Raw genomic sequence first — 14,817 nt, 5'->3', positions numbered from 1 at the left:
AGAGCTGGGGCCATTTTTCATACAATGTGTATTAAGATTATTATTAGATTAATCAATCGATTAACATTTTGAATAATTTCTTTACATAAAATTAGCGTACCCTTTATAAACAAAGACATAAAAGGTATGTAAACATGAAAACACATAAATCCTTGATGGCTTCCTGTTTATCCGTTTTATCAATTACTCTTTTTATACAGCATGCACAAGCTGCTGCTGCATTCGACCCAAATAGTCCTTGGATGTTGGGTGATTGGAACGGTCAACGCACAGCGTTACAAGCACAAGGTTATGATTTTTCTTTTGGATATACCGGCGAATATGCCGGTATTTTAGATTCAAAAAATACGTCTACGCATGGTAGTGCTTATACGGGGCAACTTGCACTAGGAACTCATTTTGACCTAAATAAAATTTTAGGTTGGCAAGATACGGAAGCTCAAATCACATTAACATATCGTGATGGGCAGTCGCTTTCTGAACATTCACCAGCTTTAGCAGGGCACTTAAGCTCGGTGCAAGAAGTGTGGGGGCGTGAGCAAACTTGGCGTTTAACAGATTTGTGGATCAAGAAGAAATTCCTTGATCAGAAGTTAGATGTGAAAGTCGGTCGTTTTGGTGAAGGTGAAGACTTTAATAGTTTTGACTGTGATTTCCAGAATTTAGCGCTTTGTGGTTCGCAAGTCGGTAACTGGGTGGGCGATCAGTGGTATAACTGGCCAGTAAGCCAATGGGCAATGCGTGTTAAATATAACTTGCAACCTGATTTATATACGCAAGTTGGTGTATATGAATACAACCCGGAAAATCTGGACCGAGGTAAAGGTTTTAACTTAAGTACTGATGGTTCTCACGGTGCAATTATTCCTGCCGAAGTAGTTTGGTCACCTAAATTAGGCGCTCAAAGTATGGCTGGTGAATACCGTTTAGGTTATTACTACAGCACTGCTGACGCTGAAGAAATTACGAATAAGGCTCAAACATCTCATAAACAAGGGGTGTGGGTAACTGCAAAACAAAAATTATTCCAGCCTGCTGATCAAACAGATCGCGGTTTGACAGGTTTTGTGAACCTGACTTTCCACGACTCTGATACCAACAAAATTGATAACATGCAAAATGTAGGCTTGGTCTATAAAGGTTTGCTCAATCAACGTCCTCAAGATGAGTTGGCACTCGGTGTGGCTCGTATCCATATCAATGATGATTGGAACGATGTTCAAACTAAAGAATATGACACTGAATACAATACCGAGCTTTACTACGGTATTCATGCCACTAACTGGTTAACTATTCGTCCAAATGTGCAATATGTTCGTCATGTTGGTGCATTAAAAAATGGTGATAACACTTGGGTTGGCGGTATTAAATTCTCAACTGCATTCTAAGCGTAATTACTCCGAAAAACGGATTGTCGAGGGCTAAATCATTGATTGAATTAACCTGACCTTCCGTTTTTTCTTGATGCCTGAATTTGTTTTAGATGTATTGGTGATGCCATTTTTCTATAAGGTTCTTGGCACATCTTTCCTATAAAAATGATGATTGATAAGAGGTGGTTTATGAATCAACCTACTTCAAGATCAGGTTTAACGACTTTTACCGTAATTATTATTGGGTTACTGGCGTTATTCCTGTTAATTGGAGGTATTTGGCTCGCTACACTAGGCGGTTCAATTTACTACATTATAGCTGGAGTATTACTCCTCATTGTTGCATGGCAACTCTACAAGCGTGCTTCTACTGCTTTGTGGGTTTATGCTGCATTAATGCTAGGAACTATTATCTGGAGTGTCTGGGAAGTTGGAACAGACTTTTGGGCGCTTGCACCACGTTTAGATATTTTAGGTATTCTTGGTTTATGGTTATTGGTTCCGGCTGTAACTCGTGGAATCAACAACCTTGGATCAAGTAAGATTGCCTTATCTTCAACTTTAGCAATTGCAATCGTGTTGATGGTTTATTCTATCTTCAATGATCCGCAAGAAATTAATGGTGAAATCAAAACACCTCAACCAGAAACAGCTCAAGCCGTGCCTGGTGTTGCTGAAAGCGATTGGCCAGCTTATGGTCGTACTCAAGCAGGCGTGCGTTATTCTCCATTGAAACAGATCAATGATCAAAACGTAAAAGACTTGAAAGTTGCTTGGACTTTACGTACTGGCGATCTTAAGACAGATAACGACTCTGGCGAAACGACCAATCAGGTTACACCGATTAAAATCGGTAATAACATGTTTATCTGTACAGCTCACCAGCAGTTAATTGCGATTGATCCTGCTACAGGTAAAGAAAAATGGCGTTTCGATCCGAAACTTAAAACGGATAAATCGTTCCAGCATTTAACTTGTCGTGGTGTGATGTACTACGATGCAAACAATACAACTGAGTTTGCAACGAGTCTTCAAAGCAAGAAATCTAGCTCTACACAATGTCCACGTAAGGTATTTGTACCAGTCAACGATGGCCGTTTAGTGGCTGTAAATGCTGACACTGGTAAAGCATGTACTGACTTTGGTCAAAATGGTCAAGTGAACTTACAAGAGTTTATGCCATATGCTTATCCAGGCGGTTACAACCCAACATCTCCTGGTATCGTGACTGGTTCAACTGTTGTGATTGCTGGTTCTGTAACAGATAACTACTCCAATAAAGAGCCATCTGGTGTCATTCGTGGATACGACGTTAACACTGGTAAACTTCTTTGGGTATTTGATACTGGCGCAGCAGATCCAAATGCAATGCCGGGCGAAGGTACTACTTTTGTTCACAACTCACCAAATGCGTGGGCACCTTTAGCATACGATGCCAAACTTGATATCGTTTATGTACCAACAGGTGTAGGTACACCAGATATCTGGGGTGGTGACCGTACCGAGCTGAAAGAGCGTTATGCAAACTCAATGTTAGCGATTAATGCTTCTACTGGTAAATTAGTGTGGAACTTCCAGACAACCCATCACGATTTATGGGATATGGACGTACCATCTCAACCATCTTTAGCTGATATCAAAAACAAAGCTGGCCAAACTGTTCCTGCAATCTATGTATTGACGAAAACAGGTAATGCCTTTGTGCTTGATCGCCGTAATGGTCAACCGATTGTCCCTGTAACTGAGAAACCAGTTCCACAAACAGTTAAACGTGGACCACAAACTAAAGGTGAGTTCTATTCAAAAACTCAGCCATTCTCTGACTTGAACTTGGCGCCACAAGATAAATTGACTGATAAAGACATGTGGGGTGCCACTATGCTTGATCAGCTCATGTGTCGTGTATCTTTCAAACGTCTAAATTACGATGGTATTTATACGCCACCATCTGAAAACGGTACTTTAGTTTTCCCTGGTAACTTAGGTGTGTTTGAATGGGGCGGTATGTCAGTTAACCCTGATCGTCAGGTTGCTGTAATGAACCCGATTGGTCTGCCATTCGTCAGTCGTTTAATTCCTGCTGATCCAAACCGTGCACAAACTGCAAAAGGTGCGGGAACTGAGCAGGGCGTACAACCGATGTACGGCGTACCGTATGGTGTTGAAATTAGCGCATTCTTATCTCCGCTTGGTTTACCTTGTAAACAACCGGCTTGGGGCTATGTAGCTGGCGTTGATTTGAAAACTCATGAAGTGGTATGGAAAAAACGTATTGGTACAATTCGTGACAGCTTGCCGAACTTGTTCCAGTTACCAGCTGTGAAAATTGGTGTGCCTGGTTTAGGTGGTTCAATTTCTACTGCCGGTAATGTCATGTTTGTTGGTGCAACTCAAGATAACTACTTACGTGCGTTTAACGTTACTAACGGTAAGAAACTTTGGGAAGCGCGTTTACCAGCAGGTGGACAAGCAACACCAATGACTTATGAAATCAATGGTAAGCAATATGTTGTGATCATGGCTGGTGGTCATGGTTCATTTGGTACGAAAATGGGCGACTATTTAGTGGCTTATGCCTTACCAGATAACAAATAAAAAGCTTTTATAGAAAGGGCCTGGATTTATCCGGGCTTTTTTTATGTCGATTTATATTAAAGCTTATCAATAAAACCGTTATTAAATATGCAAAAAAAGCATTTTATTGATGAATAAAAGCTCGCTATGCTATCCGCCTTAATAATGAATCTACTAGCCATACGCCATGTATTTATATACCGATTTCGACCAGCAGCTGGTTAATGAACGAGTTGCTCAGTTCCGTGATCAAACAGAACGCTATTTAGCTGGCAAACTTTCTGAAGACGAATATCGTCCATTACGTTTGCAAAATGGTTTATATGTGCAACGTTATGCGCCTATGCTGCGTATAGCTGTGCCGTATGGCTTAATGAATTCTAAACAATTACGTAAAGTTGCTGAAGTTTCAACTGCTTATGACCGTGGTTATGCACATGTATCTACACGTCAGAACATCCAGTTGAACTGGCCTGCGCTTGAAGATGTGCCAGATATTTTGGCTGAACTTGCAACTGTACAAATGCATGCCATTCAAACCAGTGGTAACTGTATTCGTAACACGACAACTGACCAATATGCAGGTGTGGTTGCTGGTGAAATTGCAGACCCACGTCCAACATGTGAGTTGATTCGTCAGTGGAGTACATTCCACCCAGAATTTGCATTCTTGCCACGTAAGTTCAAAATTGCTGTTTCTGCACTTGAAGAAAAAGATCGTGCGGCAACTGCATTCCACGATATTGGTGTTTATATCGTGCGTAATGAAGCAGGCGAGATCGGCTATAAAATTATGGCTGGTGGTGGTTTAGGCCGTACCCCAATCATCGGTAGTGTGATTCGTGAGTTTTTACCACGTGAAGATTTAATTGCTTATTTAGAAGCGGTTTTACGTGTTTATAACTTGCATGGTCGTCGTGATAACAAATATAAAGCGCGTATCAAAATTCTAGTTAAGGCATTAACTCCTGAAGTGTTTGCACAAAAAGTTGAAGCTGAATTTGAACATACACGTGAAGCATTAAAGATTCAGCCAGAAATCTTGAAAAAACTGGATGAAGAGTTCACTCCATTTGCTTACCAAGATTTGGCAGATGAAGACTTCACAGCATTGTTTGCTGAGCATCCAAAATTCAAACAGTGGTTCAATATCAACACGCATGCGCATAAAGTGAAGGGCTATCGTATTGTTACGATTTCTCTAAAACGCGCAGGTATTGCACCAGGTGATATGACTACTGAAGAAATGAATTTTATTGCAGACCTTGCTGATAAATACACTTTCGGTGAACTTCGCACGACTCACGAACAAAACATTGCTTTGGCAGATGTACCTCAAAAAGATTTGTTTGATGTATGGCAAGCGCTTGAACAACAAAATATGGCGCGTGCACATATCGGCTTTATTACCGATATCATTAGTTGCCCAGGCGGTGATTTCTGTTCACTTGCAAATGCGAAATCAATTCCAATTGCTGAAGCGATTACACGTCGTTTTGATGACTTAGACAAAGTTTATGATCTTGGTCATTTAGATCTAAATATTTCTGGTTGTATGAATGCTTGTGGTCACCACCACGTAGGTAACATCGGTATTTTAGGTGTAGATAAGAAAGGCGCTGAGTTCTATCAAATTACATTAGGTGGTAATTCAGACCATGATGCATCAATCGGTGACATCTTAGGCCCATCATTTGCAGCAGATGCAGTGCCAGATGTCATTGAAGAAGTATTGAATACTTATCTTGATCTACGTACTGAAGGTGAGCGTTTTGTTGATACATATCGCCGTGTAGGAATTCAACCATTTAAGGAGCGTGCATATGCTTAATACAGCTCTACCAGTGCTTTATAAAGATGGCACGATTACAGATAATACTTATCAAATCATTGCTGAAGATGGTGTTATTCCCCAAGGTGATGTTGTTGTAACAACAGCTCAACTCGATCAATTAGCTAACGTTCAAGGCAAAAAAGCTTTGTATGTGACTGTAAATGATTCACCTGAAGAGCACACATTTCCATTAAATGAACTTGATGCAATCTTCATTGAGTTTGCGGGTTTTGGTGATGGTCGTGGTTATTCATTCGCTGCACTACTACGTCGTCAAGGTTTTCAAGGTGAGTTGCGTGCAACTGGTGATGTGTTTAAGGATGTCTTAAACTATTTAAAACGTTCAGGTTTTGATAGTTTTGTGATTAAAGAAGGTAAAGATGTGCAAGAAGCGGCAGCTGGTTTGCAAGACTTTACCAACCCATACCAAGCCTCAACAGCCGTACCGCAAGCAAGTTATCAAACTGGCGCTTAAATAGTTTTTAAATATAAAGGCTGAACTCAGGTTCAGCTTTTTTTATGAATAATTTTTAAATGACTCAACTGAAGAACAACAATGTTTGGTTTAATTTCAAAAATAAATCCTGGTGCTTGGTGGCTACTTTTTGCTATTGCGACAGATGTACTCTCAACATTTTATTCTGCTAAGGGGAATGGCTTAGTCAATAAAACAGCTCAGGGTATTGCTCTGGTTTTGTATATTATTTCTTTTGCATGCGCTGCTATTGCTTTGAAATATATGCAAGCTGGAATCTTATATGTGCTTTGGTCTGGGATAGGTGTATTAGCAACAGCTTTTTTGGCAAAGATTTTTCTTGGTCAGAATATTGATGTGGCAGGATGGGTGGGAATTGGTTTTATTACTGTAGGTTTAATGATTATTGCACAATATTCCAATATCGATGTTTAAAGCCCTTATAGAAATATTAAGTATCTCTATAAGGGCTAAATATTGAAAATATTAGGTATCGAGCTGGCAGTTAACCATCCACTTTATACCGAACTGATCGGTAAAAGCGCCGTACAATGCGCCCCAGAACGTTTTTTCTAAAGGCATTTCAATTTGACCATTAACAGATAAAGCATCAAAAAGTTGTTTTGCTTTTTCTTGCTCATCTTTTTCAAGGTTGATCGAGATGTAGTGATTATTTCCTTGGGTAAAAACGCTGTTAGGGGCACAAAACTGATCATTTGTATCTGAGGCCATAAGCACAGTGTACTCATTAATCGGTAAAGAAACATGTAGAACCAGATTTTTGTCGGCTTCCGATAACGTCACACCTTCAGGCGCTGGCATATCACCATAACGGCTTAACATACCGAATTCACCGCCAAATACTGATTTATAAAAGTTAAAGGCTTGTTCTGCTTGACCTTGGAAATTGAGATAGTGATTGAGTTGCATTGTTATTGTCCATTGTTGTTTTCGTTTAAAGGAATAAGTTAAAACTTAAAAGTGATTTTGTGGGTCATTTTTTGTAGTTTTTTCATAAAAAATCCCACCGAAGTGGGATTTTAAAATAATGAATTTGGATTAAATGAGTTCAATTGCAACTGCTGTTGCCTCACCACCACCAATACAGAGTGCAGCAATACCTTTTTTACCGCCAGTACGTTTGAGTGCATGAATAAGGGTAAGAATAATACGAGAACCCGTAGAACCTACAGGGTGACCTAGTGCACAAGCACCACCATTGATATTTACTTTCTCTGCATCAAGTTTGAAATCATCAATTGGGCACATGGTAACCATAGCAAACGCTTCGTTAATTTCCCAAAGATCGACGTCTTGCGCATTCCATCCCGCTTTTTTAAGAACTTTTTCAATAGCACCAACTGGAGCGATCGTAAATTCTGAAGGATGCTGAGAGTTTGACGCTGTCGCGATAATTTTTGCAAGCGGTTGTAAACCGCGCTGTGCTGCAACTTCACTTGAAGTTAATACTAATGCAGACGCACCATCCGAAATAGAACTTGCATTTGCGGCGGTAATCGTACCGTCTTTTGCAAAAGCTGGTTTGAGTGAAGGAATCTTGTCAATCTTGGCATTTAAAGGTTGTTCATCCTGATCAACAACGACATCACCTTTACGACTAGGTACAGTAACTGGAACGATTTCGTCTTTGAAATAACCTTCAGTAATTGCTGTTTGAGCACGTTTCAAAGAGCGAATCGCAAAGTCATCCATTTGCTCACGTGTATAGCCACGAGTATTGGCCATATCTTGAGCAAATGAACCCATTAAACGCCCAGTTTCAGCATCTTCAAGCCCATCAAAGAACATATGATCTTTAATTTCACCATGGCCCATGCGATAGCCAGCTCGTGCTTTTGGTAAAACATAAGGTGCATTTGTCATAGACTCCATACCGCCAGCAACAACAACTTCAGCACTACCTGCTTTAATCATATCAGCGGCTTGCATAACAGCTTTCATGCCAGAACCACAAAGCTTGTTAATCGTTACTGCACCTGTAGAGTCTGGTAAGCCAGCTTTACGCATCGCTTGACGTGCTGGACCTTGCTTTAGGCCAGCAGGCAGTACACAACCCATAATGACTTCTTCGACATCAGTAGGCTGTAAACCTGCTCGTGCGATTGCTTCTTTAATCGTTACAGCACCTAATTCAGGCGCTGTAAGTACTGATAGTGATCCTTGAAAACCACCCATGGCAGTACGAGCACCATTTACAATTACGATGTCAGTCATTGTTGTAATCTCCGATTGTTCTTAATCTCAAAATAAGAAATGTTTAAAACCTAGGCAGTATATTGCAAAAATCAAAGAGAGATATCTTCTGCATTAGACTGTAGAGTTCTAACAATTTTTAAGGTCTTCTAAACGGGTGTGTCCCATTTTGCTGAGAATTAATTTAAAGTTTTTAAGCTGGTTATAAGAACAGTAAGTAAAAGTGCCGTTAGATTCGCGTGGGAGTCCTGTGTCGCCCTGAAATACAATACTATTTAGTTTTTTTCCAAACTTTTGAAATTTTAAAGAACCGTAGCGATGAGCAAGTTCAACATTGGTTAATACTTCTTCATTGTTTTCTCTTTGTAGATTCTGATTCGTGTCTACAAAGCTTATAAGACTTGTATCCCAGTTACTATTACATGTAGACAAATCAACACTTGGGCAAAGTACGACACTCTTATGTCGTAGAATTGCGTCGTATTTGGCTTTTTGTATATGAATTGTGAGTAGTCGAGACGAATTTTTTAATTCTACAGAAGCCATAAATTGATGATATAAAGGAAGCGCTATAGTGGCCATAATCATAAGAATTGCGAGCGTTATAGTGAGTTCCAACAACGTGAAACCGGGAGATTTAAACATTAAAATTCCTTAATATATAAAGAAATATTTTGATTTTATGCTTTCTATCAATGATTTATAATGATTTTTATAGTGAGGAAACACAAAATTAAATAAAGGTTATCAGGATGCTAGAATACTGGTAAAATCACCGTAAGCGAAAGAAAGAAGTTGTCCATATTTGCTAGTTGAGTGAAAAATTACCGAATTACAACGGAAATTGTAAGTAATTTTGTCAATAATTTACTTGATTAAAATTATCAAGCACTTGGAAAGTCTATCAAGTGTTTGTATGATTCAAATGTGAATAGCTTAAAAATAATACTGGGGTGAAAATATCTCAGGGGCCAATAAATTTAGGCTGAGCTTGAACAACAATTGTTATCTCTGGAGGATATCCATGAAATTGAGTCGTATTGCACTTGCTATGCTTGTCGCTGCTCCATTAGCTGCTGCTAATGCGGGCGTAACTGTTACTCCTTTACTAGTAGGTTATACTTGGCAGGATAGTGACCACAACAACGATAAATTAACAAGTCATGCTGAATTACAAGATGATTTATTCGTTGGTGCTGCACTAGGTGTTGAGTTAACTCCTTGGTTAGGTTTTGAAGCTGAATATAACCAAGTTAAAGGCGATCTTGAAGGTACTGGCGTAGCTGGTTCTGAATATAAGCAAAAAACTATTGCTGGTAACTTCTACGCAACTTCAGACTTAATCACTAAGAACTACGACAGCAAATTCAAGCCGTATGTATTATTAGGTGCAGGTCAAACTAAAACTGAGTTTGATGGTATCTATGAAGACAAGAAAGACACTATCGGTAATGCCGGTGTTGGTGCTTTCTACCGTTTGAACGACGCACTATCACTTCGTACAGAAGCTCGTGGTACTTATGATTTTGACGAAAAATACTGGCGTTATACAGCTCTTGCTGGTTTAAACGTAGTTCTTGGTGGTCACTTGAAGCCTGCTGCTCCTGTAGTAGAAGTTGCTCCAGTTGAACCAACTCCAGTTGCTCCACAACCACAAGAGTTAACTGAAGACCTTAACATGGAACTTCGTGTGTTCTTTGATACTAACAAATCAAACATCAAAGACCAATACAAGCCAGAAATCGCTAAAGTTGCTGAGAAGTTAACTGAATACCCTAACGCTACTGCACGTATCGAAGGTCACACAGATAACACTGGTCCACGTAAGTTGAACGAACGTTTATCTTTAGCTCGTGCTAACTCTGTTAAATCAGCTCTTGTAAACGAATACAACGTTGATGCATCTCGTTTGTCTACTCAAGGTTTCGCTTGGGATCAACCGATTGCTGACAACAAGACTAAAGAAGGTCGTGCTATGAACCGTCGTGTATTCGCGACAATCACTGGTAGCCGTACTGTGGTAGTTCAACCTGGTCAACAAGCTCAATAATTTGAGTTCTTGAACAGTAAAAAAGCGACTCGTAAGAGTCGCTTTTTTTATGGCGATTTTTAAAATATTTAGTCATTTCTGTGTCTCCTTAATAATGGCTTTCGATCTTGGTTTAAATTAGTTACCAATTACCTTTTCTCAATTGCTGTTTAGTGTCTTGTCTATCTCTGCGATGTTGAGCACGAGGTTTTTCCGTTTCGTGCATACCACCTTTGTGAAGTAAAGGGGATAGAGCTACTTGATTACGGACTTTGATCTTTGGCATTTCTTTAATTTTCATGCTTTAACCTTTAATACATAAAACTTGTTTTAGAGTATGAACGACTTCAATGAGATCTGACTGATTCGCCATGACTTCATCAATGTCTTTATAAGCGCTTGGAATTTCATCGACAACGCCACTGTCTTTACGGCATTCAATACCTTGGGTTTGTTCAATAAGATCTTGCTGATTAAAAAGAACTTTTGCTTTACTTCTGCTCATCTTGCGACCAGCGCCATGAGAACAAGAACAAAATGATTCAGGATTTGCTTTGCCTTTAACAATATAAGATCGTGCGCCCATTGAACCTGGAATAATACCTAGCTCATCTAAGCCTGCTCTAATTGCACCTTTTCGGGTAATCAATAGATTTTCGTCAAAATGTGTTTCACGGCTTACATAATTATGATGACAATTAATCGCTTCTTTTGTCATTTGAAAAGAAGGTAGAAGAGGGCGGATCGCTTCTAAAATTAATCGCATCATCTCTTTGCGATTTTCAAAAGCATATTCTTGTGCCCACTCTACAGCTTCTACATAATCATCAAAACTTTTTGAGCCTTCAGCAAAATAACTTAAGTCTTTATCTGGTACATGGCCAAAGCGATGCTGAGCTTCTTTTTTGGCTAACTCAATAAAATAAGTGCCAATAACATTGCCAAGCCCTCTGCTACCTGAGTGTAGCATTACCCATACATCTTGATTCTCATCAATACATAACTCTATAAAGTGGTTACCACCACCCAAGGTCCCAAGTTGTTTTTGCCATGTTGCATCAAATTGCCGAAGCATTCGGACAAGACCAGGATGCTTCTTGATAATTGGTTCTAAGCGTTTTTCAAGTGGAATAATGCTAGAAGCTTTCGCTTTGACTTGTTTATGCAAAGCAAAGCCAACCGGTACTTTACGTTCGATCGCATCACGCAAACGGCTTAAGTTATCAGGTAATTGTGAAGCCTTTAAACTCAAGCGAATTGCATTCATTCCACATCCAATGTCAACTCCTACAGCAGCAGGAATAATGGCGTGTTTAGTAGGAATAACACTACCTACAGTGGCACCTTTGCCCACATGCACATCAGGCATAACTGCAATATGAGAATAGATGAATTGCAGCTGTGCCATTTTCTTGAGTTGTTCGATGCTTTCACTATCTATGTCTTGAGTGAAAATTTTAACAGGGACACCATAGAGTGCCTCCTTGTTTAATATTTTTTGTATGCCCATAATTTTTCTCTTATTTTTGTCCGAGCAGGCATAAAAAAACCTAGCGAATGCTAGGTTCTAAATTTAAGCATTCGGACAAGTGGTGTGAATTTGTACACTTGTCCGTGAGCTGACATCGTGCCAAATAATTTAATCTGTTTTACCTTGTACTAATGGCATGATGTCCTCCTTATTTAAAAGTGCCGTTGAAAATCTGAACGGCATTTTACGCTTTTTTAATCAAAGATCAAGTTTTTGATCTTTGATTAACTTTTAATTACCGATTCTTAGTCTTGCTCAGGCTTCACATTCATTTGATCGTAAGAGATCAATTTGGTTTTATTTTTCCACTTATAACCTAACCAAATGATCAAGAACAGTGGCAAGCTAATATAAGTTGAAAGTAAGCCTAACCAATCAATTTTTCCACCTAAAATGGCTTGGTAGTTCTGTCCTAAGATAATGATTGAACAGAGAATAAATGCAAACCAAGGTGCAAATGGGAAAAATTTGGCACGATATGCTAAATCTTCTAATTTATAGCCTTGAGCAATGTATCCTTTACGGAAACGATAATGTGAAATCGCAATTCCTAACCAAACAATAAAACCGCACATACCCGACATATTGAGTAGCCAGTTAAATACTTGTTTTTCACCAATAAATGTCGTTAAAAAACAGAATGCAGCAATAAATGTCGTTGCGTATAGCGCGTTCATTGGAACGCCACGACCATCGAGTTTTGCAAACCACTTTGGTGCACGGCCTTCTTGAGCCATTTTAAACAACATACGAGTTGAGGAATACATGCCTGAGTTACCTGCTGATAAAATAGCAGTAAGAATGACAGCATTCATTAAACTCGCAGCGAAAGCAAAACCTACTCTTTCATAAAGCAATGTAAACGGAGAAAGCGCGATATCTTCAGTGGCTGCTGCTTGCAATAAATTCGGGTCATCATAGGCAATTAGAGTGCCGATAATGAAAATACATAGGATATAAAATAATAAGATTCGCCAGAAAATCTGTTTGATTGCAAGTGGAATTGTCTTCTTTGGATCTTTTGATTCGCCAGCAGCAACTCCAACCATTTCAGTTCCTTGGAAAGAGAATCCAGCAATCATTGCTACACCAATCATGGCTTGTAAACCGCCTACAAAAGGTGCCTCTTTGTAGGTCCAGTTTCCGAAAGTTGCAACACCTGGAGTTAGCATAATCTTGATGATCATGGCTAAGCCAATAATAATAAATGCAACAATCGCAATTACTTTTACCATCGAAAACCAGAATTCGCTTTCCCCAAATCCCTTTACTGTCATGGCATTGATCAGAAAGATAACAATAAGGAACAGGGCACTCCAATAGAACCCTGGAATATCAGGGAACCAGAACTTCATAATAAACTGAACCGCAACAAGTTCGAATGCAACCGTAATTGCCCAGTTATACCAATAGTTCCAGCCTAGAGCGAAACCAAAGCCTTCTTCGACATAACGACTGCCGTAAGTAAAAAAGGCACCGGATGTTGGTGTGTGAGTTGCAAGCTCACCTAAGCTGGTCATTAAGAAGTAAATCATAATGCCAATGAGTGAATAGGCGAGTAGCGCTCCACCAGGGCCAGCGTTTGCAATGGTTGATCCAGAAGCAAGGAAGAGGCCTGTACCAATGGAACCACCAATGGCGATCATATTCAGATGACGAGCCCCAAGCTTACGCTGGAGTTTTTCAGGAGCATGTGTTTCGCTCATGGAGATTCCTTACATAGTTTGTTATGCACAGGCATATAACACCTTAAAGCCTTGATGATCAGTTTTAATCTGGCACTGACCAAAGTGCTTCTCAATTAAGATCGGATAGTTTAAAAAACGGTTTGCTACAATCCATAGCTCACCTGATGCCTTTAAATGTTTTTTAGCGTTCTGGCAGAGTCCTTCACTTGCATCATAGTTGGTATGAATACCCTGATGAAAAGGGGGATTACTGACAATGGCATCGAGTTCTGTTGGAGCGTCTGCAATTCCTGTAACAGGCTGCAATCTCAACTGGTCTGAACCTATTCCATTTCGACTAAAAGTCATTTCCGTTGACCGTAAAGCGAAAGCATCAATATCTAGGGCATGAATAATATTACTTGAATTTATTTTTGCCAAATAGCAACTGATAATTCCAGCACCACACCCGAAGTCGGCAATTCTACCTGATTTCACCTGATTAAGATAAGGGAGTAAAACAGCAGTTCCGACATCTAGATGATTTTGGCTAAATACACCGGGAAGGGCACAAATCGTAAGTTCTTGTTCATTAACATGAACAGTGTAATTTTTAAGCCAACTTTCGAGAGGTTTAATTTGTTCTGTTTTTTCAATCTTTAAGTGCCATAGCTGACAGTGGCGTGCACTATCGAGTTTAAGTACTTTGCCGAAGCTTTGTAGTTGTTTGGCAGCGCGTTCAACACCACCTTTTTTTTCACCTACTAAAAAAACAGACTGAGCAGTTTTAAGATTGCTCATTACGACATGCAATATGTAATTTAATAGTTCTTTAGATTTGGGAACAAAAATGACGGCTTGATCGAATTCTTGTAATGGAAACTCAACTGAGAAATGTGCATTTGTTCCACTATTTATAAAGCTCTGATAGTCAGTATGGTTCCATGTCCAGACTGAAGCATCAATATCCGCTGGTAATTGACTAACTAAGGCATCATTCGGTGCATTAATGAACAAGATTCTACCTTTTAAATAGTCTTGTTGTCTTAATATCACTTCACTTCTAGGATCCATGTACATCTCTCATGAAGAAGAATGCCCAGTGGAAACTGGGCAGTAA

Annotated in this window: 13 protein-coding genes; 6 read left to right on the top strand and 7 right to left on the bottom strand. The window is 39.5% G+C overall.

Translation table 11 applies throughout. From position 1 onward, the window contains the following. Positions 1-155: 155 nt before the first annotated feature. The 5 genes from B806_RS0103945 (at position 156) to B806_RS0103925 (ending at position 6,691) form a co-directional block, all read left to right on the top strand. On the top strand, positions 156-1,388 hold the full coding sequence (locus B806_RS0103945; protein ID WP_078210305.1) for a carbohydrate porin: 1,233 nt from the start codon (positions 156-158) through the stop codon (positions 1,386-1,388). A gap of 174 nt (positions 1,389-1,562) precedes the next feature. Continuing rightward, positions 1,563-3,968 carry a glucose/quinate/shikimate family membrane-bound PQQ-dependent dehydrogenase gene (locus B806_RS0103940; RefSeq protein WP_017385605.1) on the top strand — a complete coding sequence of 802 codons (2,406 nt, stop codon included), beginning with the start codon at positions 1,563-1,565 and terminating at the stop codon, positions 3,966-3,968. 166 nt (positions 3,969-4,134) lie between these two features. Then, entirely contained in the window at positions 4,135-5,778 is a 1,644-nt protein-coding gene (locus tag B806_RS0103935) for a nitrite/sulfite reductase (RefSeq protein ID WP_005064287.1), read from the top strand. Then, positions 5,771-6,256: a DUF934 domain-containing protein gene (locus tag B806_RS0103930; protein WP_017385604.1), complete on the top strand. Its 486-nt coding sequence runs from the start codon at positions 5,771-5,773 to the stop codon at positions 6,254-6,256. The genes B806_RS0103935 and B806_RS0103930 overlap by 8 nt, the downstream gene beginning before the upstream one ends. 81 nt (positions 6,257-6,337) lie before the next feature. After that, positions 6,338-6,691, top strand: coding sequence for an SMR family transporter (locus B806_RS0103925; RefSeq protein ID WP_017385603.1), 354 nt, complete (start codon positions 6,338-6,340; stop codon positions 6,689-6,691). Between the two features lie 51 nt (positions 6,692-6,742). On the opposite strand, the gene B806_RS0103920 is transcribed toward B806_RS0103925, so the two are convergent. The 3 genes from B806_RS0103920 to B806_RS0103910 form a co-directional block, all read right to left on the bottom strand. Then, positions 6,743-7,186, bottom strand: coding sequence for a VOC family protein (locus tag B806_RS0103920; RefSeq protein ID WP_005072758.1), 444 nt, complete (start codon positions 7,184-7,186; stop codon positions 6,743-6,745). Between the two features lie 129 nt (positions 7,187-7,315). Continuing rightward, positions 7,316-8,491 carry an acetyl-CoA C-acyltransferase gene (locus tag B806_RS0103915; protein WP_017385602.1) on the bottom strand — a complete coding sequence of 392 codons (1,176 nt, stop codon included), beginning with the start codon at positions 8,489-8,491 and terminating at the stop codon, positions 7,316-7,318. Between the two features lie 108 nt (positions 8,492-8,599). Then, positions 8,600-9,115: a GspH/FimT family pseudopilin gene (locus B806_RS0103910; RefSeq protein ID WP_017385601.1), complete on the bottom strand. Its 516-nt coding sequence runs from the start codon at positions 9,113-9,115 to the stop codon at positions 8,600-8,602. A 379-nt stretch (positions 9,116-9,494) separates the two neighbouring features. On the opposite strand from B806_RS0103910, the gene omp38 reads away from it, so the two are divergent. After that, entirely contained in the window at positions 9,495-10,520 is a 1,026-nt protein-coding gene (gene omp38 / locus B806_RS0103905) for an outer membrane protein Omp38 (RefSeq protein ID WP_017385600.1), read from the top strand. 121 nt (positions 10,521-10,641) lie between these two features. Here omp38 and B806_RS19850 read toward each other — a convergent pair whose 3' ends face one another. The 4 genes from B806_RS19850 to B806_RS0103885 all read right to left on the bottom strand — a co-directional run bounded on the left by B806_RS19850 (position 10,642) and on the right by B806_RS0103885 (position 14,771). Then, positions 10,642-10,800 (bottom strand): hypothetical protein, encoded by a 159-nt coding sequence (locus tag B806_RS19850; protein ID WP_017402640.1) that lies wholly within the window; start codon positions 10,798-10,800, stop codon positions 10,642-10,644. A gap of 3 nt (positions 10,801-10,803) precedes the next feature. Further along, the gene (locus B806_RS0103895) at positions 10,804-12,009 is read right to left on the bottom strand and encodes an RtcB family protein (RefSeq protein WP_017385598.1); all 1,206 of its coding nucleotides are present in this window, start codon (positions 12,007-12,009) and stop codon (positions 10,804-10,806) included. A 266-nt stretch (positions 12,010-12,275) separates the two neighbouring features. Further along, a complete protein-coding gene (locus B806_RS0103890) occupies positions 12,276-13,736 on the bottom strand; it encodes an amino acid permease (RefSeq protein WP_014207587.1) in 1,461 nt (486 codons plus the stop codon). Positions 13,737-13,757: 21 nt separating this feature from the next. Next, entirely contained in the window at positions 13,758-14,771 is a 1,014-nt protein-coding gene (locus B806_RS0103885) for a methyltransferase (RefSeq protein WP_017385597.1), read from the bottom strand. Positions 14,772-14,817 lie beyond the last annotated feature (46 nt).

The organism is Acinetobacter sp. TG2027, assembly GCF_000302435.1.
GTDB lineage: Bacteria > Pseudomonadota > Gammaproteobacteria > Pseudomonadales > Moraxellaceae > Acinetobacter > Acinetobacter pittii.
Note: the sequence above shows the minus strand (reverse complement) of the source record. Positions and strands in the feature narration are given on the sequence as shown.

What these genes read in the sequence shown, in the direction of transcription:
- B806_RS0103940 (WP_017385605.1), top strand. Translation starts at nt 1,563, where the DNA reads ATGAATCAACCTACTTCAAGATCAGGTTTAACGACTTTTACCGTAATT.
- B806_RS0103930 (WP_017385604.1), top strand. Translation starts at nt 5,771, where the DNA reads ATGCTTAATACAGCTCTACCAGTGCTTTATAAAGATGGCACGATTACA.
- B806_RS0103945 (WP_078210305.1), top strand. Translation starts at nt 156, where the DNA reads ATGGCTTCCTGTTTATCCGTTTTATCAATTACTCTTTTTATACAGCAT.
- omp38 (WP_017385600.1), top strand. Translation starts at nt 9,495, where the DNA reads ATGAAATTGAGTCGTATTGCACTTGCTATGCTTGTCGCTGCTCCATTA.
- B806_RS19850 (WP_017402640.1), bottom strand. Translation starts at nt 10,800, where the DNA reads ATGAAAATTAAAGAAATGCCAAAGATCAAAGTCCGTAATCAAGTAGCT.
- B806_RS0103890 (WP_014207587.1), bottom strand. Translation starts at nt 13,736, where the DNA reads ATGAGCGAAACACATGCTCCTGAAAAACTCCAGCGTAAGCTTGGGGCT.
- B806_RS0103910 (WP_017385601.1), bottom strand. Translation starts at nt 9,115, where the DNA reads ATGTTTAAATCTCCCGGTTTCACGTTGTTGGAACTCACTATAACGCTC.
- B806_RS0103920 (WP_005072758.1), bottom strand. Translation starts at nt 7,186, where the DNA reads ATGCAACTCAATCACTATCTCAATTTCCAAGGTCAAGCAGAACAAGCC.
- B806_RS0103925 (WP_017385603.1), top strand. Translation starts at nt 6,338, where the DNA reads ATGTTTGGTTTAATTTCAAAAATAAATCCTGGTGCTTGGTGGCTACTT.
- B806_RS0103885 (WP_017385597.1), bottom strand. Translation starts at nt 14,771, where the DNA reads ATGGATCCTAGAAGTGAAGTGATATTAAGACAACAAGACTATTTAAAA.
- B806_RS0103935 (WP_005064287.1), top strand. Translation starts at nt 4,135, where the DNA reads ATGTATTTATATACCGATTTCGACCAGCAGCTGGTTAATGAACGAGTT.
- B806_RS0103895 (WP_017385598.1), bottom strand. Translation starts at nt 12,009, where the DNA reads ATGGGCATACAAAAAATATTAAACAAGGAGGCACTCTATGGTGTCCCT.
- B806_RS0103915 (WP_017385602.1), bottom strand. Translation starts at nt 8,491, where the DNA reads ATGACTGACATCGTAATTGTAAATGGTGCTCGTACTGCCATGGGTGGT.